Annotated in this window: 22 protein-coding genes; 4 read left to right on the top strand and 18 right to left on the bottom strand. The window is 63.1% G+C overall.

Annotated features, from left to right (window positions below):
* Positions 1-13: 13 nt before the first annotated feature.
* The 14 genes from glgB to CUV01_RS08660 form a co-directional block, all read right to left on the bottom strand.
* Entirely contained in the window at positions 14-2,200 is a 2,187-nt protein-coding gene (gene glgB / locus CUV01_RS08725; RefSeq protein ID WP_101460132.1) for a 1,4-alpha-glucan branching protein GlgB, read from the bottom strand.
* A 42-nt stretch (positions 2,201-2,242) separates the two neighbouring features.
* Positions 2,243-3,853 (bottom strand): alpha-glucosidase family protein, encoded by a 1,611-nt coding sequence (locus CUV01_RS08720; RefSeq protein ID WP_101460131.1) that lies wholly within the window; start codon positions 3,851-3,853, stop codon positions 2,243-2,245.
* A gap of 128 nt (positions 3,854-3,981) precedes the next feature.
* A complete protein-coding gene (locus tag CUV01_RS08715) occupies positions 3,982-4,545 on the bottom strand; it encodes a DUF6173 family protein (protein WP_101460130.1) in 564 nt (187 codons plus the stop codon).
* Between the two features lie 584 nt (positions 4,546-5,129).
* Complete coding sequence (locus tag CUV01_RS08710; RefSeq protein ID WP_101460129.1) at positions 5,130-5,519, bottom strand: type II toxin-antitoxin system PemK/MazF family toxin; 390 nt, start codon at positions 5,517-5,519, stop codon at positions 5,130-5,132.
* Positions 5,520-6,602 (bottom strand): phenylalanine--tRNA ligase subunit alpha, encoded by a 1,083-nt coding sequence (gene pheS, locus CUV01_RS08705; RefSeq protein WP_101460128.1) that lies wholly within the window; start codon positions 6,600-6,602, stop codon positions 5,520-5,522. It lies immediately after the preceding gene.
* 160 nt (positions 6,603-6,762) lie between these two features.
* Positions 6,763-7,182, bottom strand: a complete 420-nt coding sequence (locus CUV01_RS08700; RefSeq protein ID WP_101460127.1) for an arsenate reductase family protein — start codon at positions 7,180-7,182, stop codon at positions 6,763-6,765.
* Positions 7,179-8,225 carry an ACR3 family arsenite efflux transporter gene (gene arsB / locus CUV01_RS08695; protein WP_101460126.1) on the bottom strand — a complete coding sequence of 349 codons (1,047 nt, stop codon included), beginning with the start codon at positions 8,223-8,225 and terminating at the stop codon, positions 7,179-7,181. The genes CUV01_RS08700 and arsB overlap by 4 nt, the downstream gene beginning before the upstream one ends.
* A 7-nt stretch (positions 8,226-8,232) precedes the next feature.
* Positions 8,233-9,105 carry a metalloregulator ArsR/SmtB family transcription factor gene (locus CUV01_RS08690; RefSeq protein WP_101460125.1) on the bottom strand — a complete coding sequence of 291 codons (873 nt, stop codon included), beginning with the start codon at positions 9,103-9,105 and terminating at the stop codon, positions 8,233-8,235.
* Between the two features lie 76 nt (positions 9,106-9,181).
* Positions 9,182-9,988 (bottom strand): pyrroline-5-carboxylate reductase family protein, encoded by an 807-nt coding sequence (locus CUV01_RS08685; protein ID WP_232962651.1) that lies wholly within the window; start codon positions 9,986-9,988, stop codon positions 9,182-9,184.
* A 36-nt stretch (positions 9,989-10,024) separates the two neighbouring features.
* A complete protein-coding gene (locus CUV01_RS08680) occupies positions 10,025-10,531 on the bottom strand; it encodes an RNA pyrophosphohydrolase (protein WP_101460124.1) in 507 nt (168 codons plus the stop codon).
* Positions 10,528-11,958 (bottom strand): S41 family peptidase, encoded by a 1,431-nt coding sequence (locus CUV01_RS08675; protein ID WP_101460123.1) that lies wholly within the window; start codon positions 11,956-11,958, stop codon positions 10,528-10,530. The genes CUV01_RS08680 and CUV01_RS08675 overlap by 4 nt, the downstream gene beginning before the upstream one ends.
* A 14-nt stretch (positions 11,959-11,972) precedes the next feature.
* Positions 11,973-13,148 (bottom strand): murein hydrolase activator EnvC family protein, encoded by a 1,176-nt coding sequence (locus CUV01_RS08670; protein ID WP_101460122.1) that lies wholly within the window; start codon positions 13,146-13,148, stop codon positions 11,973-11,975.
* Positions 13,145-14,662, bottom strand: coding sequence for a 2,3-bisphosphoglycerate-independent phosphoglycerate mutase (gene gpmI, locus CUV01_RS08665; RefSeq protein ID WP_101461968.1), 1,518 nt, complete (start codon positions 14,660-14,662; stop codon positions 13,145-13,147). The genes CUV01_RS08670 and gpmI overlap by 4 nt, the downstream gene beginning before the upstream one ends.
* 78 nt (positions 14,663-14,740) lie before the next feature.
* Complete coding sequence (locus tag CUV01_RS08660) at positions 14,741-15,340, bottom strand: DUF1190 domain-containing protein (protein ID WP_101461967.1); 600 nt, start codon at positions 15,338-15,340, stop codon at positions 14,741-14,743.
* Positions 15,341-15,561: 221 nt separating this feature from the next.
* Here CUV01_RS08660 and CUV01_RS08655 point away from each other — a divergent pair, with 221 nt between their 5' ends.
* On the top strand, positions 15,562-15,909 hold the full coding sequence (locus CUV01_RS08655) for a hypothetical protein (RefSeq protein ID WP_101460121.1): 348 nt from the start codon (positions 15,562-15,564) through the stop codon (positions 15,907-15,909).
* A 46-nt stretch (positions 15,910-15,955) separates the two neighbouring features.
* On the opposite strand, the gene CUV01_RS08650 is transcribed toward CUV01_RS08655, so the two are convergent.
* Both CUV01_RS08650 and CUV01_RS08645 read right to left on the bottom strand, forming a co-directional pair.
* Positions 15,956-17,173 (bottom strand): glutathionylspermidine synthase family protein, encoded by a 1,218-nt coding sequence (locus CUV01_RS08650; RefSeq protein ID WP_101460120.1) that lies wholly within the window; start codon positions 17,171-17,173, stop codon positions 15,956-15,958.
* Positions 17,173-17,919: a DUF1013 domain-containing protein gene (locus tag CUV01_RS08645; RefSeq protein ID WP_101460119.1), complete on the bottom strand. Its 747-nt coding sequence runs from the start codon at positions 17,917-17,919 to the stop codon at positions 17,173-17,175. The genes CUV01_RS08650 and CUV01_RS08645 overlap by 1 nt, the downstream gene beginning before the upstream one ends.
* Before the next feature lie 229 nt (positions 17,920-18,148).
* Here CUV01_RS08645 and CUV01_RS08640 point away from each other — a divergent pair, with 229 nt between their 5' ends.
* From CUV01_RS08640 to CUV01_RS19635, 3 genes are all read left to right on the top strand, one after another.
* The gene (locus CUV01_RS08640; protein WP_101460118.1) at positions 18,149-18,787 is read left to right on the top strand and encodes a ribonuclease T2 family protein; all 639 of its coding nucleotides are present in this window, start codon (positions 18,149-18,151) and stop codon (positions 18,785-18,787) included.
* Between the two features lie 17 nt (positions 18,788-18,804).
* On the top strand, positions 18,805-20,202 hold the full coding sequence (gndA, locus tag CUV01_RS08635; protein WP_101460117.1) for an NADP-dependent phosphogluconate dehydrogenase: 1,398 nt from the start codon (positions 18,805-18,807) through the stop codon (positions 20,200-20,202).
* 261 nt (positions 20,203-20,463) lie between these two features.
* The gene (locus CUV01_RS19635) at positions 20,464-20,844 is read left to right on the top strand and encodes a hypothetical protein (protein ID WP_157994822.1); all 381 of its coding nucleotides are present in this window, start codon (positions 20,464-20,466) and stop codon (positions 20,842-20,844) included.
* 209 nt (positions 20,845-21,053) lie between these two features.
* Here CUV01_RS19635 and CUV01_RS08630 read toward each other — a convergent pair whose 3' ends face one another.
* Positions 21,054-22,043, bottom strand: coding sequence for an NAD(P)H-quinone oxidoreductase (locus tag CUV01_RS08630; RefSeq protein ID WP_101460116.1), 990 nt, complete (start codon positions 22,041-22,043; stop codon positions 21,054-21,056).
* Positions 22,040-22,699: a COQ9 family protein gene (locus CUV01_RS08625; protein ID WP_101460115.1), complete on the bottom strand. Its 660-nt coding sequence runs from the start codon at positions 22,697-22,699 to the stop codon at positions 22,040-22,042. The genes CUV01_RS08630 and CUV01_RS08625 overlap by 4 nt, the downstream gene beginning before the upstream one ends.
* Positions 22,700-22,787: the final 88 nt, after the last annotated feature.

The raw sequence follows: 22,787 nt of genomic DNA, 5'->3' as shown, positions 1-22,787 counted from the left end.
GATAAAACCGCGCTTACTGATCCAATCGCAAAATCACCACCGACAGGGGGGGCAAACGAATTTCGGCCGATTGGGCCTGCCCATCCCATTCCTGCGGCGTGCTTTGCACCCCATCCGCATTCACCCGATTGCCACCACCATAGGTTTCGGCATCGGTATTGATCACCTCGCTCCAATGGCCGGGCATTGGCAGGCCGACGCGATAGCGCGAGCGTTCGACCGGGGTGAAGTTGCACACCACCACCACCGGCGCATCGCCCGCTTCGCCCAGACGGCTGAATGCGATGGTCGAGTTTTCCGGGTTATTGGCGATCCAGCGAAAGCCCGATGGATCGCAGTCGCGCCGATACAGCGCAGGCGTGTCGCGATACAGATGGTTCAGATCACGCACCAGCGACTGCACGCCGCGTTGATAGCCACCGTGCAGCGCGTCCCAGTCCAGCGATTGATCGTGGTTCCATTCCTGCCATTGGCCGAACTCGCAGCCCATGAACAGCAGCTTTTTGCCCGGATGGCCCCACATGAATCCGTAATAGGCCCGCAGGTTGGCGAATTTTTCCCACTCATTGCCGGGCATCTTGGCGATCATGCTGCCCTTGCCGTGCACGACCTCGTCATGGCTGATCGGCAGAATGAAATTCTCTGAGAACGAATAATCGATCGGGAAGGTCATCAGGTGATGATCAAAGGACCGATAGATCGGATCTTTCTCGATATAGCGCAGGGTGTCGTTCATCCACCCCATGTTCCATTTGAACCCAAAGCCCAGCCCGCCCGCATCGACAGGCGTGGTCACGCCCGGAAACGCGGTCGATTCCTCGGCCACGGTCATGATGCCCTCGACATGACCATAGGCCTGGATGTTCATGTCGCGCACGAAATCGATGGCTTCGTAATTCTCGCGCCCGCCATCCTTGTTGGGCACCCAGGCGCCGTCATCGCGGGAATAATCGCGATACAGCATCGAGGCGACGGCATCCACGCGCAGGCCGTCCAGGTGATATTCCTCCAGCCAGTAAACCGCGTTGGCCACAAGATAATTGCGGACCTCGGTGCGGCCGTAGTTATAGATCAGGGTGTTCCAGTCCTGATGAAACCCCTCACGCGGGTCGGAATGTTCGTACAGATGCGTGCCGTCAAAGGTCGCCAGCCCATGCGCGTCGGACGGGAAATGCCCCGGCACCCAGTCCATCAACACGCCCAGACCGGCCTGATGCGCGGCCTCGACCAGATCGCGGAACTCGTGCGGCGGCCCGAAACGGATCGTCGGCGCGTACATGCCCACCGGCTGATAACCCCATGATCCGTCAAAGGGAAATTCGCTGACCGGCATGAATTCCAGATGGGTAAAGCCCATCCATTTGGCGTAATCGACCAGTTCGACCGCCAGTTCCTTATAGCTGAGCGGCCGGTTGCCCTCGGTCCGGCGCCAGGAACCCAGATGGACCTCGTAGACGGAAATCGGCTGGTCGCGGCGATTGCGCTCGGCACGCGCCGCCATCCAATCGTCATCTTTCCAGCCATAGCCCGAGATGTCGCGGACCACCGACGCCGTCGCCGGCGGATGCTGCGCGCCAAAGCCGACCGGGTCAGCCTTGGAAAACGGCGCGCCCTGCTGCGGTGCGATCTCGTATTTGTACAGCGTTCCCTCACCCAGACCGGGGATGAACAATTCCCAGACGCCGGTTTGGCCGACGCGGCGCATCGGGTGGCGGCGGCCGTCCCACTGGTTGAAATCACCGGTGACAGAGACCCGCACGGCATTCGGCGCCCAAACGGCGAAATGCGTGCCGTCAGCGCCCTCGTGGTTGCGGACATGGGCACCCAGCACCTGCCACAGACGGTTATGCGTGCCCTCGCCGATCAGGTATTGGTCGATCTCGCCCAGCACGGGACCAAAGCGATAGGGATCGTCGAATTCCCAGCTTTCCCCGTCTGAAAAAGCTGCGGTCAGCCGATAGGGCGATTTCGACGCGGGCACGGGCCCACCAAACACCGCGCCCTCGATGCGCGGCAGGTCCACGGTCTTGCGGCCAACACGGGCGGTCAGCGAAACCGCGTCGGGCACGATCGCGGTCAGCCATGCCTTGCGCCCCTGCTTGTGGGGTCCCAGCACATCAAACGGGGCGTCGTGGCGCGCCTCCAGCAAGCGCGTCACATCCTGCTGCGACAGATGCGGAGGAAGTTCGGCTGTCGTCATCTGGCTTGCTCCTGATGCAAAGGTCTCGGCGGGCCGCTGGTGCTAGTTGGACTGCGTGCGGCCGATCACGAAACCGTTCGCCTGCAGATTGACACGTCCCGCCGTCAGAGTCGCCCCCTGCGTTAACAGACCCGTGATCTTCTGCGGCAGATCCACATCCACGGGCTTGTCCGACAGGTTGAACAGGCAGAGCACCGTCTTGCCGCGCGTGTAGCCCAGAACCGGTTCGGGCAGGTCGAGAAAGCGGATATCGCCAAGGCGCAGATCAGGCTCTGACTTTCGCAGCGCCAGCATCTGGCGGTAAAAGGCCAGCACGCTGTCATCGCGCCCCTCCTGGGTCGATACGGCGCGCGCCTGCTGCGGCGCCTTGACCGGCAGCCAGGTCTGGTTGGCCTTGGAAAAGCCGCCATTCGCAGCCTTGTCATCCCAGACCATCGGCGTGCGGCACCCATCGCGGCCCTTGTAATCGGGCCAAAACGCGATGCCGTCGGGGTCGGTCAGTTCCTCGAAACTCAGCTCGGTGTCGACCAGCCCCAGTTCTTCGCCCTGATACAGGCAGACAGAGCCCTCGAAGCTCAGCAGCATCGCGGCGGCCTGACGCGCCAGGTCGTCCTGATCAGCCGCATGTTCCAGCCAGCGACCCACATGGCGCGGCACGTCATGGTTCGAGAACGCCCAGCATGGCCAGCCCTCGGGCGCACCGTTGAAGAACCGCTGGATGCGGCTGCGGAAATGTTCGGCGCTGAAATTCGGGCCCAGCATTTCGAAGGAATAGGCCATGTGCAGCCGCTTGCCGCTGGTATATTCGCCCATCAACTCGATCGACAAATGCGTGTCGCCGACCTCGCCCACCGTCGTGCGCGCGTCATATTCGTCCAGCAGCGCCCGCATCCGTTCCAGAAAACCGATATTCTCGGGCTGGTTCTTGGAAAACAGGCAGAACTGCATGTCGAATGGCTTCAACGCGGTCTGCGCCCAGGGAAGATAATTCGCCGGATTGTCGCGCAGCAGCTTGTCATGGACGTAGAAGTTGACCGTATCCAGACGGAAGCCGTCGACACCGCGATCCAGCCAGAACCGCATCGTATCGAGCAGATAATCCTGAACCTCGGGATTGTGGAAATTCCAGTCCGGCTGCTCTTTCAGGAAGTTGTGGAAATAATACTGACGGCGGCGCGAATCCCAGGTCCAGGCGGCACCGCCAAAGATCGACTGCCAGTTATTGGGCGGCGTGCCGTCATGGTTGGGATCGGCCCAGACATACCAATCCGCCTTGGGATTGTCCCGCGAACTGCGCGATTCCGTGAAATATTCATGCTGGTCGGAACTGTGCGACAGGACCTGGTCGATGATGACTTTCAGGCCCAGCTTGTGGGCCTTGTCGACCAGCGCATCGAATTCGTCCAGCGTGCCGAAGCTGGGGTCGATATCGGTATAATCCGACACATCGTACCCCATATCCTTCATCGGCGAGGTAAAGACAGGCGACAGCCAGATCGCGTCCACCCCAAGCGAGGCCACATAGTCCAGCCGCTTGATGATGCCCGCCAGATCACCGATGCCGTCGTCATTCGCATCCATGAAAGAGCGCGGATAGATCTGATAGGTCACAGAGCCGCGCCACCAATCCTGCTGATCTGTTTTCCCGGCCATGGTTACCCCTCAGATTTCTCAACGAATCGCGTATGTTTGCCCTAACATTCTCGCCAGAGAGTGGCCAATCCCGCGCGAGTTGCAAGTAGCAAATGCCCAAATGGCGAGGAAATGCCCTGACAGCCGGCCTATGCGGGCTTTTCTGCCTCACGCAGTTCGGCGCCAAAACCGATGCGATAGGGTTGCTGTTCGGCGACGGGGGGGACGGCTATCAGCAGGAAGTTCAGCTGCGAGACGTGCTGGACGACGGCCACCTTCTTGTCACCGTCCAAGAGGCCGTAAAACTCGATCACGTTGGGATTCTTGAAGCCCATCCCGCGCACATGCAGGGGCTTTACGCCGCCGAAATTGGCCAGTTGGATGCCAAGTTCGTGGTGATCGGGCAGGTTTTCCTGAAAGTTCTTCACACGGGCCAGAAGGTGTTTGAACACATGCTCGGCCGCGTGCAGCGCCGCCTCATCCGCCGCGTCCTCGGTCGGCCAGAGATCGGGGGCAAGGGCGGGGACGGCAAAGCTGGCGGGCGCGGCGATGCTGGGTGCACCAGCAAATGCTGGGCCTGCGGTCGGTTCAGAGGTCTGGGGCGCGGTGGCGGGCCGGGACGCGACCTTGGGCGTGGGCGCTGTGGGCTGCGCCTCGGACGCGACCGGTTTCCTGAGCTTTGGCTCGGTTCTGGGTTTCTTCGACTTGAACATGTCGTCTGCCTGTCACTGTTTTGGTCAGCATGGCCGGAAATGGCGCCGAGGTGAAGGCGGGGTGTTGCGCGCGCCGGTCACAGATGCGCGCGGTGACTGTTGCACGGGTTTTGCGGCACCCTGCGAAAGGCCCAGCAAATGCTGGATTTCGGCCTGCACAGAGCGTGCACCACATGCGCACAGCGCGTACACAGGGCGTACACAGCTTGCGAACGGTGGGTGTTGCGCGCGGTCGGTTGGGTGTGGGTGCGGCGCGTGTCTTGGGTTGCCGGGGTGCAGGTGGCGAAGAGGCATCTGTCCAGGAAACGGTCGGACGTTGCCCGACCCGCGCTTCGAAACTTGATTTGGTTGGATTTTGGCCGTCGGTGCACCGTCATATGTACCGTTGTCGCGGCCTCCATAACGCACAAAGCCCCGCCAGAGGCAGGGCTTTGGGACGTGACAATATCTAGGCTACCCAAGTCTTGTCATCGACTGGCGGGCAGCCTGCCTAGTGATCTAGGTCTTAAAGCCCGAACTTCGGGATACTTGTTTGATATAGTACACCATAAGTGAATTTACAACTAACATGGCGGGGCGTTGCGTCAAAACTTTAGTCCAAGCCCTGCTGCGACAGCTTTTCTAACACCGACTAGATCTTCTGGCGAAATGGCGGGCGTCGACCACTTTCTTCGACCAAGCTTGAAACCGTTCAGCCTCCAAAGTGCGATGTTCATTACGAGATCACATTTTGCCCAACATGCCAGATCATCTTGGGAATCCGGATGATAATTCTTCGACAATCGAAAAACATAAGGTAAGTCCTGCCGCGGCGGCGTCAAGCTAACCGGGACGACTGCGACCAGACCGGACCGAAACGGCAACTTTGGAGAAATAACAATCACCGGCCGAACCTTGCAGATTTCAGGTGCTTTCAAATCACTAAAATCCGCAACAAGCATCTGCCCAGCGCGCGGGTGGAAGTTTATCGCCATTTAGCGCGACAACCCACCCGACAAACTCGGCACATCGCCGGCTGCAAAGCCGTAGTGCCGCAGCCAGCGCAGGTCGGCCTCGAAGAAGGCGCGCAGGTCCGGGATGCCGTATTTCAGCATCGCCAGACGGTCGATGCCCATGCCAAAGGCAAAGCCCTGCCATTCGTCGGGATCGACGCCGGCGGAGCGCAGCACATGGGGGTGGACCATGCCGGAGCCCAGAATTTCCATCCAGCTATCGCCTTCGCCGATCTTCAACTGGCCGCCCTCCCAAGAGCAGCGGATATCGACCTCGGCAGAGGGCTCGGTGAAGGGGAAATGCGAGGCGCGAAAGCGCAGTTCGACCGAGGGCACCTCGAAAAAGGCGCGACAGAATTCCTCGAGCGTCCATTTCAACTGCGCCATGGAAATGTCGCGGTCGATGGCCAGCCCCTCCAACTGGTGGAACATCGGCGTGTGGGTCTGGTCCATGTCCATGCGGTAGACACGGCCCGGCGCGATGACGCGGATCGGCGCGCCCTGGTTCTGCATGGCGCGGATCTGGACCGGGCTGGTATGTGTGCGCAGCACATGCGGCGGGCGGTCATCGCCCGGCTCGCGGTGCATGAAAAACGTGTCATGTTCCTGCCGCGCGGGGTGTTCGGGCGCGATGTTCAGCGCGTCGAAATTATACCAGTCGCTTTCGACCTGCGGCCCTTCGGCCACGGCAAAGCCCATATCGGCAAAGATCGCCGTGACCTCGTCCATCACCTGCGAAATCGGGTGGATGGTGCCCGCGGGGCGCGGGCGGCCCGGCAGGGTCACGTCCAGCCATTCGCCAGCAAGGCGGGCATCCAGCGCGGCATCTTCCAGCGCCAGTTTGCGGGCGCGCAGGGCGGCGTCCAGTTCATCGCGCAATTCGTTCAGCGCCTTGCCGGTGGTCTGGCGCTGTTCGGGCGTCATCTTGCCCAATTCGCGCATTTTCAGGCTGATTTCGCCCTTTTTGCCAAGGGCGGCGAGGCGCACCTCTTCGATCGCGGCCGGATCGGCGGCGGCGTTGATGCGGTCAAGCCATTGCTGGCGCAGCGGGGTCAGGTCGTCCATCGGGTGCCTCGGCGTATTTATCGCGTCTGCGTTAGCATCTGCGCGGCCAAGGGGGAAGGCTTAGACCGCCTTGCACCGGCTTCGCGCGCGCGGACAGCGTCTGTCGGCTGGCGATGCGCAGGGCTTGGCGTTCGATCTGGTTGGGGGTGGTTGTCGCGGGTCAGTCGACGATGTCGCCGCTTTCGTTCAGGATCATCGCGCCGTCTTCCTTGTAGAGCGGACCGGGCGGCAGTTGATCCAGCAGCGGCAGCACGGTTTCCGACGGACGGCACAGCCGCACCCCTTTGGGCGAGGCGACGATGGGGCGGTTGACCAGGACGGGGTGTTTCAGCATCGCGTCCAGAATGGTGTCGTCGCTGATGCCGTCGTCGGTCAGGCCCAGTTCAACCGCTGGCGATTTGCTGGTGCGCAGCGCCTGTCGCGGGGTCAGATCGGCGGCGGCGAACAGGGCCAGCAGTTGCGGGCGGGTCCAGCCGGTTGTCAGATAGTCGATCACGATGGGCTCGGCGCCGGATTTGCGGATGATCTGCAACACGTTGCGCGAGGTGCCGCAGTCGGGGTTGTGGTGAATGACGATCATGTCGGAGCCTCGGGAAAGCGGTTTCGGGTGCGATTGGCAAAGGCCACCAGCGACAGCATGACCGGCACCTCGACCAGCACGCCGACCACGGTGGCCAGCGCCGCGCCGGAATGCAGGCCAAAGAGGCTGATGGCGACGGCGACGGCCAGTTCGAAGAAATTCGACGTGCCGATCAGCGCGCAGGGCGCGGCGATGCGATGGGGGACTTTCAGCGCATGGGCGGCCCCGTAGGCAATGGCGAAGATGCCGTAGGACTGGATCAGGATCGGCACGGCGATCATCGCGATGACCAGTGGCCGGTCCAGAATGACCTGCCCCTGCAAGGCAAACAGGATGGCCACGGTCGCCAGCAGACCGATGATCGAGAAGGGCTTGATGCGGGCGGCAAACGCGGCTGTATCGCCGCCAAGGATGCGCCGGGTGATCTGGCCGGCGATCAGTGGCAGCACCACATAGAGCACCGTCGCAAGGATCAGCGTGCGCCAGGGCACCTCGATCTCGGTCACGCCCAGCAGCAGGGCCACGATGGGCGCGAAGGCGACGATCATGATCAGGTCGTTCACCGAGACCTGCACCAGCGTATAGGTTTCATCCCCGCGGGTCAGTTGCGACCAGACGAACACCATCGCCGTGCAGGGTGCCGCGCCCAGCAGGATCAGCCCGGCGGTATATTGCGCGGCGTCCTGCGGCGATATCCACGGGGCAAAGACGTAATCGAAGAACAGCACCGCCAGAAACGCCATGGTGAAGGGCTTGATCAGCCAGTTGACCGCCAGCGTCACCAGCAGACCGCGCGGCTGCCGTGCCACCTGCGCGACGGCGCCGAAATCGACGCCGATCATCATCGGGTAGACCATCGCCCAGATCAGCACCGCGACCACCAGGTTGATCGAGGCGACCTCGGCCCCGGCGATGGCCTGCACCAGCCCGGGCGCGGCCGTGCCGATGGCTATGCCGCCGATCATCGCGATCAGCACCCAGAGGGAAAGCCAACGTTCGAACGTGCCAAGTCCGCTGCCATCGAGGGTGGCTGTATCGGTCATAGGGGCCTCATGAAGCTGTGGTGGGTTCGGGCTGCTTGCCGATGTCATCCACCTTGGCCTGCAACGCGGCGCGGTCGAGCGAGGCGATGGGCAGGCTGGTAAAGGCCGACATGCGGGCTGCCAGTATCTTGTGCGTGGCGTCGAAGGCTGCGGCCTGCTGCGCCTCGGTGCCGCTGGCGGCGGCTGGATCGGGCATGCCCCAATGCGCGGTGATCGGATTGCCGGGCCAGACCGGGCAGACCTCGCCGGCGGCATTGTCGCAAACGGTGAAGACGAAATCCATGCGGGCGGCGTCGGGGCCGTCGAATTCATCCCAGCTTTTCGAGCGGATATCGCCTGGGTCATGAGCCAGCCGCCCGAGCAGCTGCAAGGTTCGCGGATGTGGTTGCCCCGAGGGCTGAGAGCCCGCCGAATAGGCCCGGAACCGACCCGAGGGGTCGGCGTTCAGAACGGCCTCTGCGATCAGGGAGCGGGCCGAGTTGGCGGTGCAGAGGAACAGCACGTTGAAGGGTTCATCGGGCATCCTCGACTGCTGCCACCGGGCTGAATCGAACGCGGTGATCAGGGAATTGATCGCAGGACGGCATTTGTCCGGGCTGCCGCCACAGCAATCGCTGAGCAGATAATCCACCAGATGCCGCATCGTGGTCAGGTCGGCGAAATAGCGGATCCGGCGACCCTCGCGCCGCCTGGCCACCAATCCGGCGTTGGAAAGGATCGACAAATTGGTCGACAGGGTGTTGTCGCGCACGTCCAGCGTCTGGGCAATCTCGCCCGCCGTCATGCCGTCACCACCGGAGCGGACCAGCAGGCGAAACACATCCAGACGGGTTGCCTGGCTGAGCGATGCAAAACAGTCGAGCGCGTCTTTTGATTCCATATTTCTGGAATAATGGAAATATCGGGATATGGAAAGCCCGGTGCCGTCACTTGGCGGCGCTGGAAAGGGATGCGGGCTAGTCGGTTTCGCCCAGAGCACGGGCGCGGGCGACCGATGCGTCCAGACCGGCCCGCAGGTCTTGCGCGATGGATGATCCTTGCAGGCTTTGCAGTCCGGCAGCCGTGGTGCCGGCATAGTCGATCATCTCTTGCACATGCTCGTCCGGGCTTTTCGCGTCCTCGGCCATGATGATGCCCGCGCCCAGAAAAAGCTGGCGCACGGCGCGATCGGCGATGGGGGGCGGGATGCCGTGCTGCGTGGCGTAGCCGGCCACGAGCTGCGCAAACAGGGCAACAAAGCCCGGCACCGGCCCGGTCATCGCAGTGAAGAGGTCGATCTGATCTTCCTGCGCGATCCGGTCGGTCAGCCCGCATGGGGTGAACAGCGCGGTGACGCGGGCCTCATCCCTTGCGGTCAAGGCGGCGGTGCCGAACCATGGGGAATAGGCCAGACCGCGTTCGGCGGCCGGACTGCTCATGGCGCGGACCACGCGCGCCGCGCCGGTCAGCCGGGTGATCCGCTGAACCGTGATCCCCGCCATCACCGACACGACCAGACGGTCACTCGCGCGGATTCGCAGATCGTCTGCATGTTCCGGGGGAACGGCCAGAAGGATCAGATCACAGGCGCTGGCCAGTTGCTGATTATCGGTGGTGACGGTCACGTGCGGATGGTCGTCGAACCCCGCCCGACTGCCGCTGCGGTTCGAGATCCACAGCCGCGACGCGGGCCAGTCGCCCTGTCGCAGCAGCGCGCGGGCGATGGCGCCGCCCAGCATGCCGGACCCGCCGATGATGCCAATGGAAAAACTGCCCGTCATCATGTTGCCCCCGCATGTCAGCCACCCGGAGGCAGCCTGTCAGCCGAGCTTCAGCCGCGCGCCGAATTCGGCAAAGACCTGATCATACACCGCCCGTTTGAACGGCACGATGCCGGCGGTCAGTTCGCCCGCATCCATCCAGCACCATTCGCTGAATTCGGGATGATCGGTGTCGATATGCACATCCGCATCGCGCCCGTTAAAGCGCAGCAGGAACCATTTCTGCTTTTGTCCGCCGAACTTGCCCTTCCAGACCTTGCCCAGCAATTCGGGCGGCAGGTCATAGGTCACCCAATCGGCGGTTTCAGCCTCGACCGTCACCATATCGGCATTGATGCCGGTTTCCTCGATCAACTCGCGCAGCGCAGCATCGCGCGGGGTTTCGCCCTCGTCGATGCCGCCCTGCGGCATCTGCCACGCGCCCGGCTGATCGGCGGGCCGATCAAGCCGCTGGCCGGCAAAGACCCGACCGTCGGCATTGACCAGCACGATGCCCGCACAGGGGCGATAGGGCAGACCGCCCGGCCCGGATGCCGCATCGCTCATTCGGTGGCTGCACCCTCGTTTCCGTCGGTCGTGCCCGAGCCTTCGCCGGTCACTGCCGGCGTATCGGCGGGCACCACGTCATCGGCGCGGAAACTGACCGCTGACAGGCCCTTGAGGATATCGACCGCATAGGCCAGCTGATAATCCTCTTCGCGCAGATTGGCGGTTGCCTCGACCTCGGCGGCCTCTTCCTCGATCTGCTTGCGCTCTTCCTCGCTGATCGAGTCGTTGTTCAACGCGCCGCGCAGATCCGCCTCGGAGCGCGAAAAGTTCGACTGGCTCATCGGCTCGTCCTCGGCGTCGGGATCGACCGGCGGCGGGGCGGGCTGGGCCACGATGATGTCGGGATTGATGCCAAGCGACTGGATCGACCGGCCCGACGGCGTGTAATACCGCGCCGTGGTAAGGCGGATGGCGCTGTCAGAGGTGACGGGCATCACCGTCTGGACCGAGCCCTTGCCAAAGGATTTCTCGCCCACGACGATGGCGCGGCGGTGATCCTGCAACGCGCCGGTCACAATCTCGGAGGCGCTGGCCGAACCGCCATTGATCAGAACGACCATAGGCTTGCCCTGCGCCAGATCGCCGGCTTCGGCATTCCAGCGTTCGCTTTCCTCGGGGATGCGGCCCCGCGTGCTGACGATCTCGCCCGCGTCAAGGAAGGCATCCGAGACGCTGATGGCCTGGTTCAGCAAGCCGCCGGGGTTGTTGCGCAGGTCCAGCACAAAGCCGGTCACCCGGTCGATCCCGCCGGCCTCTTCCACAGCCTTGGTCAACTCGCTTTCCAGCGTGTCATAGGTCTCGTCATTGAAGGTCGAGACGCGCAGGACGACCGAATGGCCCTCGATCCGGGTGCGCACGACCGTCAGCTTGATGGTGTCGCGCGACATGGTCAGATCGAACGGTTCGGGGGCGCCTTCGCGCAGGATGGTGATGGTGATTTCCGAACCGACCGGGCCGCGCATCCTGTCGACGGCGTCGTCCAGCGTCAGGCCCATCAGGCTTTCGCCATCGACATGGGTGATGAAATCGCCCGGTTGCACGCCTGCCTCGCTGGCCGGGGTGTCGTCGATCGGCGAGACGACCTTGACGATGCCGTCTTCCTGACTGACCTCGATCCCCAGCCCGCCAAAGCTGCCGCGGGTCTGGGTCTGCATGTCTTCGTAATCATTGGCCGACAGGAAACCCGAATGCGGGTCAAGCGAGGTCAACATGCCGTTGATCGCTGCCTCGATCAGCTCTTTTTCGTCGGGTGCCTCGACATAGTCAGAGCGCACGCGTTCGAAGATATTGCCGAACAATTCCAACTGCTCATAGATCGATGCATTGCTTTCGGCCTCTTGCGCGATCAGCGGGCCGGCGACCTGGGTGGTCACAATTGCGCCTGCAAGGACGCCGCCCAACCCTGCCAACAGATAATGCTTCATTCCGGTCCTTGCCTCTATTCCTGCGTCTCGACGACCGGGTTCATCACGAACCATCCGGTCGGATCAAGCGTCTCTCCGCCGTGCCTCAACTCGACATACAGCGTTTCACTGCGTCCTGCACCCCCGCCACGCGACGCATCGGCCACAAATTGCGCGCCAAATTCGGCTGCCCGCGCCTCGGAGCCCCCCATCAGGCCCACAGGTTCGCGCGCGGCCAGAACATCTCCGACCTCACCAAACACCTGATCAAGCCCAGCGAAAACCAGTAGATAGCCCCGTGCGGGCTCAACGATCATCACATTGCCGTAATCAAGCAGCGGACCGCGATAGCGAATCGTGGCCGGCCAGGGCGTCAGCACCAGGGCGGCGGGCGCGGTTGCGATGACGATGCCGGGGCGTTCGACGCCTGCCGCGTCCTCTTCGTTGTAATAGCGCACGACCTCGCCGGTGACCGGCAGGGGCAAGCTGCCCTGCGCGCCCTCGAAGTCCTCCATCGGGGGGCCGACATCGCCCTGCATGCCGGCGATGCCGCTGGCAAAGTCATCGAGGCTGGTGGCGGATTGTTGCAGGTTTTGCAGTTCTTCGGGGTCATCGCCAAACCGGACCGGCATGGTCGAGCGGTCGGTCACGGCGCTGGTCAAGAGCCGCCGGGCCTCTTGCACCGAGGCCAGCCCGTCGCCCAGCATCGCCGCGGCATTGGCCTGCAATTCGCGGACCTCTGCGATTTCGTCCAGATCGACCTGCAGCTTTTCGGCCTCGGCGCGCAGACCCGGCGTCACCGCCGACAGGATCATCCCCGCCCGCGCTGTGGCCGTCGCGCCCGATGGGTGCAGCAACAGCGCCGTTTCGGGCGAGCGTTCCATGGCCATCATCACGCCCAGCACATCCGACAGGCTGTCGCGCTGCGATTCAAAGCGCGCGCGCAGCTCGGCCTCGCGCAGGGCCGCCTGACGCAGACCCTCGCGCAGCGCCGCCTGCCCTTGCTCGTAGCCGCTGACGACCTCGGACAGGGCCGTCACCTGATCGTCGGCGGTCAGCGCGGCAGACAGTTTCTCGACCGAGGTGCGCAACTGGGCGGCGGCTGCCTCGGCCATATCGCGCGCTTCGTCCGCCGTCTGGGCGGTGGCCGATCCAAAGCCCGACACGACCAGCGCGACGGCCAGCAGAGCACATGCGAGGGTGTGTTTCATGCGGGAACAATCAGGCTTTCGCCGGTCATTTCCGAGGGCTGTTCCAGCCCCATCAGGGCCAGCACGGTCGGCGCGACATCGGCCAACCGGCCATTGCGCAGCGTGGCGCCGCCCGGGCCGCCATAGACGATCACCGGGACCGCGTTCACCGTATGCGCCGTATGCGGCCCGCCGGTTGCCGGATCGATCATGGTTTCGCAATTGCCATGATCGGCAATCACCACAGCCGCGCCGCCGGCGGCCTGCAGGGCCTGCAGCATCCGGCCCAGACCCGTATCCACGGCCTCGCAGGCCCGCATCGCGGCGGACAGGATGCCGGTATGGCCGACCATGTCGGGATTGGCGAAGTTCACCACCACCAGATCGTAGCCCGCGCCGATCACCTCGACCAGTTTATCGCTGACCTCTTCGGCGGCCATTTCCGGCGCCATGTCATAGGTCGCGACCTTGGGGCTGGAGGGCATATGCCGGTCCTCGCCCTCTTCGGGTGCTTCTTTGCCGCCATTGAGGAAAAAGGTGACATGCGGGTATTTCTCGGTCTCGGCAAGACGGAACTGGCGCAGGCCCTTGCTGGCGACCCAGGCGCCAAGCGTGTTCACCACCTGCTTCTTGGGATAGGCCGAGGTCATGAAGTCATTGTGCCGCGTCGAATAGTCGACCATGCCCAGCAACGCCGCCCATTGCGGTCTTTCGCCGGTGTCGAAGGCGTCAAAATCGGACGCGCCGATCGCCATCAGGATTTCGCGCGCGCGGTCGGCGCGAAAGTTCAGACAAAAGAACCCGTCGCCATCCATGGCGCCGTTATAGCCGTCGATGACGAAGGGCTGGATGAACTCGTCCGTCTCGCCGCGCTGATAGGCCGCCTCGACCGCGTGGTCGGCGGCGGGCGCATCCGTGCCCTGCCCGCGCACCATGGCGTCATAGGCGCGGCTGACACGGTCCCAGCGGTTGTCGCGATCCATCGCGAAATAGCGGCCGATGACGGTGCCGATCCGCGCGCCTTCGGGCAGATTGCCCTGCAATTCGGTGATAAAGCCCAGGGCGGATTTCGGCGGCACGTCGCGGCCATCGGTGATTGCGTGGATCACCACCGGCACGCCGGCCTCGGCCACCGCGTTGGCTGCCGCCAGAACGTGCTGGATATGGCCATGCACCCCGCCATCCGAGACGATGCCCATCAGATGCGCGGTGCCGCCGCTGTCCTTGAGCGCCGAGATAAAGCCGCCAAGCGTTTCATTGCCGAAAAAGCTGCGATCCTCGATCGCCAGGTCGATCTGACCCAGATCCATCGCCACCACGCGGCCCGCGCCGATATTGGTATGGCCGACCTCGGAATTGCCCATCTGACCAGAGGGCAGGCCCACATCTGGGCCAAAGGTGGTCAGCGTTGCATGGGGACAATCGCGCATCAGCCCGTCGAAATTCGGCGTATTCGCCTGATCCGGGGCGCTTTGATCGGGTCGATCCGAGATGCCCCAGCCATCCAGAATGCACAGCACCACAGGTTTCGTCATCGCTGCCTCACGCGTTTTCGCCTCAATACGCGCCGCCGCGACCTTGGGCAACCACAGGGTCGCTGATGGCGCGGTGTTTCAGCCCCCGACCGAGCGGGTGCCGCCGCCGCGGCTGGCGGCTGTTTGCCCAAATCCACCGCGCTGGGCCACCTGTGCACGGGTCATCGGCGGCTGGCCCATGGTCGTGGGTCCCTTGTTGAAGGCCGCGGGCTGGACCTTGCCGGTGCCGCTGTTCGTTGCCAGACGGGTATCGCCCGAGGGTGTGGCAAAGCCGCCATTTGCCGTGCGCGACAACGGCTGGCTCATGACGCCGCGATTGCTGCCCGACAGGGCCGACCCCAGCAGATAGCCCATCATCAGGGGCATGAAGATCGACCCGCCGCCGCCCGATTCCTGCGCCGCCGGATCGCCGCCGCAATTGCCAGCGCCGTGTTCGGCCTCGCACACTTCCAGGCTTTCATAGCGTGGCGCGGTTTCCAGATGATCCTGTTGCGCCTGGGCAAACGCGGTCTGGCAATCCTCGGCGGTGAAGAACAGGCTGCCCTGATCCGCCGCAGCGACGCAGGATGCCTCGTCCGGGAATGCGCTGGCATCTGTTTCTTCGGATTTGCAGCCGGCCAGCCCGAATGCGGCCGCGCCAAGAATGGCAAGCGAGACGTTGCGGGACCGTTTACGCATGGCGAACCTCCTGATGACGGAACCGATATAGGAAAACTCGCCATGCATTGTCACCCTGCAAATGCTCACATCTTCGAACATGCGGGCGCGGATCGGGGCAAATCCATCGGCAATCCGGCGTGGTCAGCCGGCAGAACCGTCAGCAGCCAAATTCCTTCTGCCAAAGCGTGGTTCATGCTATAGTCCTGACATCAATCAATTATTCTTGCGCGGAGGTCCGCATGACGAAGTTTGTCGTCGCCCTGATGTTTTGCCTGTTTGCGGTCGGTGCACAGGCGCAGACCTGCACAGCGGTAAAATTCAACCCGGGCGAGTCCGGTGCCTATGTTCAGGGAAATCTTCCGCCGGAAAGCCTCGATTGCTATACGCTGGCGGTTCGACCGGGGCAGAATGTCTTTATCGAAGTGGTCGTCGGGGGCGAAAATGTCGCCATAACCGTCGTCGATGTCGCTGATGCCCGGAGGAGATTCGATTTCGCGGCACCGTCCAGCTCTGTCGAATTTCGCGTGTTCCAGATGTTCCGCTCGGCCAGAGCCGAGGACTACGCGATACTTGTTCAGGTGGAGTGAGGGGCCTGCCCGCAAGCGCGGGGCAGACAGGCCAGGGCCGGGCCTGTTAACCCCGGATATAATGCGGCTTGAAGCGTGACAGGTCCTGCGTGATCCGCGCCTGATCTTCGCGAATGCCCATGCCGCAGCAGGTTTCGCCGACGATCCAGGCGCCGATGATGGGGCGGAAACCGTCCATGATCGGCAAGGGCCAGTATTCCTGCACGATCATCGGCTGGTCGTCATATTCGCGATTGGGCGCGGTTTCGGTCACGCGCCCGCCCTCGACGATGGTGACAGATGCCCCCTCGCGCGAGAAGATCGGCTTTTTCACATAGCCCCGCGCGAGCCGGTCTGCGACCGCATCGAAACCGTCGGCGCGCGCGGCGCCACCGCCTGACAGCGCATCGGAAACATCGTCCCAGAAAAACGCGGGCAGCAGGTTGGGGTGGCCCGGCGCAATCTGCCAGAGCACCGGCAGGATCGCCTTGTTCGAGACCAGCGCCTTCCAGGCCGGCTCGATCATGCGCACCCCCGAGGGCTGGACATGCGCCGCGAATTCGTCGCGGAACAGATCCTCCCATGGATACAGCTTGAACAGGGTGCCGATCACCCTGTCCTCATTATCGGCAAACTGGCCCTCATTGGTCAGGCCGATGCTTTCCAGATCGGTGTAATGCGCGCCCAGACCCGCCTCGCGCGCGGCCCATGCCATGGCCTCGACCGTCGCGTAATCTTCGGGCATGTCCTTCATGGCGGCGAAATGGACATGCGCGCCCGGTTCCGCGATCTGGCGCCAGCGTTCGATCAGCGCCTCGTGGATGCCGTTGAACTGATCGTCGCCCGCATCCAGAACGCCGGCTTCGATCTGCTGTTCCAGCCACAGCCACTGAAAGGACGCGCTTTCATAAAGCGAGGTCGGCGTGTCCGCATTGTATTCCAGCAGCACAGCCGGGGCGGCACCGTCATAGCCAAGGTCCATCCGGCCATACAGTTCGGGTTCGCCGTGGCGCCAGCTTTCGGCGACAAGATCCCAACGCGCATGCGGGATGCCCATTCGCGCCATCAGATCTTCGTCGGCCACGATCCGGTCGACCGCCTCGCGGCACAGGGCGTGCAACTCGGTCGCGGGATCCTCGATCTTGTCTTCGATCTCGGCCAATGAGAACTCATAGGCCGAGCTTTCGTCCCAATAGGGCGCGCCATGCATATCGGCAAAGGTAAAGCCCAGCCGTTCAGCTTCGTCGCGCCAGTTCGGACGCGGCGCAATGGCGCGCTTTTCCATCAGTTGTCGTCGTCTTCGTCGTCGTCTTCCGCATCCGGCAGGTTGAAGAAGGTGTCGGCATCCAGATCGCGCTGCGGCTTTTCGTCTTCGTCCTTGGTCAGGCTGAAGTTCTCCAGCCCGGCAATGGCGGTGGGCAAGCGCGGCTCGTCGCTCATGGTCAGCGAGGTTTCGGTCGAGACCAGCTTGCGGCGCTCGTCATCCGACATCACGCCACCATCGGCCGATTTCTTCTTGGCGGCCTTTTGCACGGCGGCATCCAGTTCGGTCTGCTTGGCCAGCCCCAGTGCGACGGGGTCGATGGGCTGGATATTGCCGATATTCCAATGCGTCCGGTCGCGGATCGCCTGAATCGTCGGCTTGGTGGTGCCCACGAGCTTGGAAATCTGCGCATCGGCCAGTTCCGGGTGGAACTTGACCAGCCACAGGATCGCGGCAGGACGATCCTGACGCTTGGACAGCGGCGTGTAACGCGGACCGCGGCGCTTTTCCTCGCCATCGGCGGCGGGGTTGTGCTTGAGCTTGAGGACATAGGCCGGATCGGCCTCGCCCCTGGTGATCTGCTCGGCGTCCAGCTGGTTCGAGGCAATGGGGTCGAACCCCTTCACGCCGGTTGCCACATCGCCATCAGCGATGCCCTGCACCTCAAGCTCGTGCAGACCGCAGAAATCGCCGATCTGCTTGAAGCTCAGCGTCGTGTTGTCGACCAGCCAAACGGCGGTGGCCTTGGCCATCAGCGGCTTGTTCATGGCTCTCTCCTTTTCGCGTCACGGGTCCCGAATGAACATGGCTTTCCAGCCGGGGAAAACGGCTATCTGGCGGCTGCCATTCCACGTTTTCGGGGGGAATTCGCCGCATATATAGGGCGTCAACGCGTCGGGGAAAAGTGGAATCTGCACCCGAAACGCGGGGGACGCTGGTCATCGACGGCGCGCTTTGCGATGGTGCCGGGGTCAAAGGCTGCAAAGCGGGTACGGAATGCGGGCAATCGGGGCAATGCTGGTCGGGCTGACCATGGCGGCAGGCGCAGCGCGGGCCGAGCCGGTTGCGGGGCAGTTCGACTATTATGTGCTGGCGCTCAGCTGGTCGCCGGCCTGGTGCAGTGCCACAGGCGACGCACGCGATTCGGAACAATGCGATTCGGGTCAGGGGATCGATTTCATCGTCCACGGATTGTGGCCGCAATATGAGCGCGGCTGGCCGCAGGATTGCACGACCGCTGAACGCGATCCGTCGCGCCGCGAAAGTCAGGCGATGGCCGATGTCATGGGAACCGGCGGGCTGGCCTGGTATCAATGGCAGAAACACGGGCGCTGTTCGGGCCTGTCCGCGCAGGGCTATTATCAGGCGGTGCGCGATGCAGCAGCCGTGGCCCCGGTGCCGCAGGTCTTTGACGATCTGCCGCGCGATATCAGGGTGCCGCCCGCGGTGATCGAGGACGCCTTTATCGAGGCCACCCCGGAGCTGACCCGCGACGGCATCACCGTGACCTGCAAGGGCCGCGATCTGGCCGAGGTGCGCATCTGCCTGACCCGCGATCTGGCGCCGCGCGACTGCGCCCCCGATGTGCGGCGCGATTGCAGCCGGGCACAGGTCTTGATGGAAAAAGTTCGCTGAAACGACGGGAGGTCGGAATGGGCAATGCGGATATCGGGTTGATCGGGCTGGGCACGATGGGCCAGGCGCTGGCGCTGAACATCGCCGAAAAGGGCTTTGACATCGCTGTCTTCAACCGCACCACGGCGGTGACGCAGGATTTTGCCGCCGAGGCCGGTGATCTGGCCGCACGGATCACGCCGACCGAAAGCCTGGAGGATCTGATAGCGGCGCTGAAAACCCCGCGGATGATCCTGCTGATGGTGCCGGCGGGCAAAGTGGTGGATCAGCAGATAGAGGCATTGCTGCCCCTGCTGTCGCCCGACGATCTGCTGATCGACGCCGGCAATTCCGATTTCCACGACACCAACCGCCGAAATGCCGAACTGCCGGTGCAGTTTCTGGGCATCGGCGTTTCGGGCGGCGAAGAGGGCGCGCGGCACGGCCCCTCGATCATGGGCGGTGGCAGCCGCGCGAACTGGAACCGGGCCGCACCGATCCTGACCGCGATCGCCGCCGATTATCAGGGCCAGCCCTGCGCCGACTGGATGGGCGAGGCGGGGGCGGGTCACTTTGTCAAGACCGTGCATAACGGCATCGAATATGCGGATATGCAGCTGATCGCCGAGGTCTACGGGGTGATGCGCGACGGGCTGGGCATGGACGCGGCGGCCATCGCGCAAGTGTTTGAGCGATGGAATGACGGCGCGCTCAAATCCTATCTGGTCGAGATCACCGCCAAGGTCGCCGCCGCAGAGGACAGCGCCACCGGCGGGCCGGTGCTGGACGTCATTGCCGATATCGCCGGGCAAAAGGGCACCGGCCGCTGGACCGCCATCGAGGCGCAGCATCTGGGCGCGCCCATTCCCGTCATCGACGCCGCCGTGACCGCGCGCAATATCTCGGCGCTGAAGGACCGGCGCACTGACCTGCAGGAAATCTTTGGGCCGGGGCCGCAGCCGATCGCCGGCCAGCCCGATATGGACCTGCTGGAACAGGCGCTGACCTGCGGCAAGATCCTTTGCTACGATCAGGGCTTTGGCATGATCGCCGCCGCCAGCCGGGACTTTGGCTGGTCGCTGAACAGCGCTGCCATCGCGCGGGTCTGGCGGGCCGGCTGCATCATCCGGTCGGCCATGCTGGATGATATGGCCGGGGCGTTGGAGGATCAGCCGGGCCGTCCGCTGATGGCCGCGCCATTTTTCGTAGATTGGCTGACCAAAACACAGGACGCATTGCGCCGGGTCGTGTCGCTGGCCGTTCTGCACGGCATCGCGGTGCCGGCGCATTCGGCGGCGCTGGCCTATTTCGACGCGATGCGCACCGAACGCGGCACCGCGAACATGCTACAGGGCCAACGCGACTATTTCGGTCGCCACGGCTTTGTGCGTCTGGATGACGGCTCCGAGGATCAGCACGGGCCATGGGCGGGCTAAGGACGAGCGCCGGGTCTGTGGGTCATGTGCCAAGGTTTTGAGAATCTGGTCGCTTTGTCAGGGTCGCTTGGAGCCCAATTTGCCAGATTTCTGGTTCACAGCGAAAGGCTGCTATCGCGACATTGCCAGCAACGTTCAACAACCGCTTGAGTTAGGAGCGGAGTTTGTGGAAACATTAATCGAGGTGCTTAGCGCGTGTCCCAAACCAGGGTTTTAGACGTCCATTTGACGCATGATAAATTTCTAAAATTAGGAAGTGCGATGACCGAAATTGATCCAGATCTCGTTAAGTGTTTCAACCTTTTGGCAAGCTCTTCGTCATTCGTCATACGTCTTGATGTAAAATCGCAAAAAGGCACTGTCTCTAACCCGTCTTCAGTACCGGAAAACGACGGTGACTACTTGGTCCACGGAACTACTAAGCTGGCTTCCGGTACAGAGCTTGAATCAGTTTTTTGCGTCGATACTGACAGCGGAGGAGACCTTGCAGCGGTGTATTGGCAAACCAAAAAGGGCTGGATGAATAGCCAAGATGCACGTCTCCCGGCAGTCCTCGGTGTGGAGCGCCACGAGATATTCCCCTTCGGCTGGAAGTTCTCGGTCCCGTTGGAAAACGATACTTTTCACCCAGCCAAGCTATAGTGAGTTTACGGGAAAGAAAAACAAGAGGTCATCGGCCATCAAACGCCAACACAACCCTCTCCGGTCAACTTAGAAGGTAAAGCGTAGCCGATGCGCCGATATTCTCAAAGCCGCCATTGGGGTAACCGCAGAGAAATCGCGCTTTGTCCGCAATGCGGACGCTGGTCGCCGAGATGCGTTGCACAGGGCGACCAGTCAGCCCGCCCTGATCAGCCGCCTGCGACCTGCATCACGATCTTGCCGATATGCTGGCTGCTTTCCATGCGCTGATGCGCCTTGGCGGCCTGTTCCAACGGGAATTCGCTGTCGATCATCACCTTGACCTTGCCCGCCTCGATCAGCGGCCAGACGTGGCGGCGCAGTTCATCGGCGATGCGGGCCTTGGCGATATCGCTTTGCGGTCGCAGCGTTGCGCCGGTGACGGTCAGCCGGCGGGTCATGATCTGGGCAAAGTTCAGTTCCACCTTTGGGCCTTCGAGAAAGGCGATCTGGACCAGCCGCCCGTCATCGGCCAGCGACTTGATGTTGCGCGGAATATAGCTGCCGCCAACCATGTCGATGATCAGGTCCGCGCCGCCCTGCCCCTGCAGCGCCTCGACGAAATCCTGACTGCGATAATTGATCGCGGTCGCGCCCAGCTTTTCGATCTCGGCGCATTTTTCATCCGATCCGGCGGTGGCGAATACCCGCGCCCCAAGCGCCACGGCAATCTGGATGGCCATGACACCGATGCCCGATGTGCCGCCGTGGATCAGGAACTGCTCACCCGATTTCAGGCCGCCGCGCATGACCATGGTCGACCAGACGGTAAAGGCGGTTTCCGGCAGGCAGGCCGCCTCGCGCAGGGACAGCCCCTTGGGGATCGGCAGCGCGTGATCGGCATTGCAGGTGACATATTCGGCGTAGCCGCCGCCGGGCAGCAGCGCCGTCACCTTGTCGCCCTTTTTCCAGCGCGTCACACCGGCGCCCAGGCCCACCACCGTGCCCGATGCCTCGAGCCCCGGCAGATCCGATGCACCCGCCGGCGGGCGATAGGCCCCCTTGCGTTGCAGGACATCGGGGCGGTTCACGCCGGCCCAGTCCACTTTGATCAGGATCTGATCGTTCTGCGGCACCGGCACAGCGCGGCGTTTGGGTTGCAGGACATCGGCCTCACCATGTTCGGTGATCTCGATGGCGGTCATATCGTCTGGGGTCATTTGTCCTCGCTGGTCTTTCCGGGCAGGTCACGGGGTTCGGGCGCGCGCATCCAACCGGTGGCCAGATCGACCATGGCTGCGACGCCCGGCACCTTGCGGGCCTGCGCCTTGATCTTTTCGAAGCTCATAACATCCTCGATACGGCGGTCAATGAAGGCGCGGGTCGCGGCCTTGTCCTCCGAATCGTCGCCCAGCCAGTAGAGCACGGCGGAACCGTAAACCGCCGACAGCGTGGCGCGCTTGGAATACCAGTTCACATCGCGCGAGCTGTCGCCCAAGCCGTTCCAGATCGTATCGGCTGTTTCCCAGATCAGCCTGGCGCCCAGCCCGGCATGCTGCGGCAAGGACAGCAGCGTCGCGCCTGCGCGCACCATATCGGGCTGGACCAGCGCCAGCCGTTGCCAGACCGCCTGCGCGACCTTTTCGCCATAGCGGCCCTCGGGCGGGGTCTTTTCGAACCACTCGCGCAGCGCGGCATCGCCCTTGCGGTGATAGGCCGCCGCGAGGCTGGCACCACCTTGCGGGAAATGCACGCGCACCATCGCGCGGCTGATTCCCAACTCATCGGCTGCTGCATTCAGCGCGGCGTCGTTCATGCCGTCAAAGGGCACATGCGCCAGCGCCGCATCCAACAATCTATCCCGTTCGTTTTCCATCGCCACCTCAACACATGCTGGACAAAGCAGGCCCCCGCTGATATTGGGGCGCTTCCTGCAATTATGACAACTCTAACCTAGGAAGGTG

Origin of the sequence: Paracoccus tegillarcae (assembly GCF_002847305.1) — a bacterium.
Classification (GTDB): Bacteria; Pseudomonadota; Alphaproteobacteria; order Rhodobacterales; family Rhodobacteraceae; genus Paracoccus; species Paracoccus tegillarcae.
Note: the sequence above shows the minus strand (reverse complement) of the source record. Positions and strands in the feature narration are given on the sequence as shown.

Excerpts from the sequence above, each read along its gene's own strand:
- glgB (WP_101460132.1), bottom strand. The coding sequence starts at position 2,200 with ATGACGACAGCCGAACTTCCTCCGCATCTGTCGCAGCAGGATGTGACG.
- CUV01_RS08720 (WP_101460131.1), bottom strand. The coding sequence starts at position 3,853 with ATGGCCGGGAAAACAGATCAGCAGGATTGGTGGCGCGGCTCTGTGACC.
- CUV01_RS08715 (WP_101460130.1), bottom strand. The coding sequence starts at position 4,545 with ATGTTCAAGTCGAAGAAACCCAGAACCGAGCCAAAGCTCAGGAAACCG.
- CUV01_RS08710 (WP_101460129.1), bottom strand. The coding sequence starts at position 5,519 with ATGGCGATAAACTTCCACCCGCGCGCTGGGCAGATGCTTGTTGCGGAT.
- pheS (WP_101460128.1), bottom strand. The coding sequence starts at position 6,602 with ATGGACGACCTGACCCCGCTGCGCCAGCAATGGCTTGACCGCATCAAC.
- CUV01_RS08700 (WP_101460127.1), bottom strand. The coding sequence starts at position 7,182 with ATGATCGTCATTCACCACAACCCCGACTGCGGCACCTCGCGCAACGTG.
- arsB (WP_101460126.1), bottom strand. The coding sequence starts at position 8,225 with ATGACCGATACAGCCACCCTCGATGGCAGCGGACTTGGCACGTTCGAA.
- CUV01_RS08690 (WP_101460125.1), bottom strand. The coding sequence starts at position 9,105 with ATGGAATCAAAAGACGCGCTCGACTGTTTTGCATCGCTCAGCCAGGCA.
- CUV01_RS08685 (WP_232962651.1), bottom strand. The coding sequence starts at position 9,988 with ATGATGACGGGCAGTTTTTCCATTGGCATCATCGGCGGGTCCGGCATG.
- CUV01_RS08680 (WP_101460124.1), bottom strand. The coding sequence starts at position 10,531 with ATGAGCGATGCGGCATCCGGGCCGGGCGGTCTGCCCTATCGCCCCTGT.
- CUV01_RS08675 (WP_101460123.1), bottom strand. The coding sequence starts at position 11,958 with ATGAAGCATTATCTGTTGGCAGGGTTGGGCGGCGTCCTTGCAGGCGCA.
- CUV01_RS08670 (WP_101460122.1), bottom strand. The coding sequence starts at position 13,148 with ATGAAACACACCCTCGCATGTGCTCTGCTGGCCGTCGCGCTGGTCGTG.
- gpmI (WP_101461968.1), bottom strand. The coding sequence starts at position 14,662 with ATGACGAAACCTGTGGTGCTGTGCATTCTGGATGGCTGGGGCATCTCG.
- CUV01_RS08660 (WP_101461967.1), bottom strand. The coding sequence starts at position 15,340 with ATGCGTAAACGGTCCCGCAACGTCTCGCTTGCCATTCTTGGCGCGGCC.
- CUV01_RS08655 (WP_101460121.1), top strand. The coding sequence starts at position 15,562 with ATGACGAAGTTTGTCGTCGCCCTGATGTTTTGCCTGTTTGCGGTCGGT.
- CUV01_RS08650 (WP_101460120.1), bottom strand. The coding sequence starts at position 17,173 with ATGGAAAAGCGCGCCATTGCGCCGCGTCCGAACTGGCGCGACGAAGCT.
- CUV01_RS08645 (WP_101460119.1), bottom strand. The coding sequence starts at position 17,919 with ATGAACAAGCCGCTGATGGCCAAGGCCACCGCCGTTTGGCTGGTCGAC.
- CUV01_RS08640 (WP_101460118.1), top strand. The coding sequence starts at position 18,149 with ATGCGGGCAATCGGGGCAATGCTGGTCGGGCTGACCATGGCGGCAGGC.
- gndA (WP_101460117.1), top strand. The coding sequence starts at position 18,805 with ATGGGCAATGCGGATATCGGGTTGATCGGGCTGGGCACGATGGGCCAG.
- CUV01_RS19635 (WP_157994822.1), top strand. The coding sequence starts at position 20,464 with ATGACCGAAATTGATCCAGATCTCGTTAAGTGTTTCAACCTTTTGGCA.
- CUV01_RS08630 (WP_101460116.1), bottom strand. The coding sequence starts at position 22,043 with ATGACCCCAGACGATATGACCGCCATCGAGATCACCGAACATGGTGAG.
- CUV01_RS08625 (WP_101460115.1), bottom strand. The coding sequence starts at position 22,699 with ATGGAAAACGAACGGGATAGATTGTTGGATGCGGCGCTGGCGCATGTG.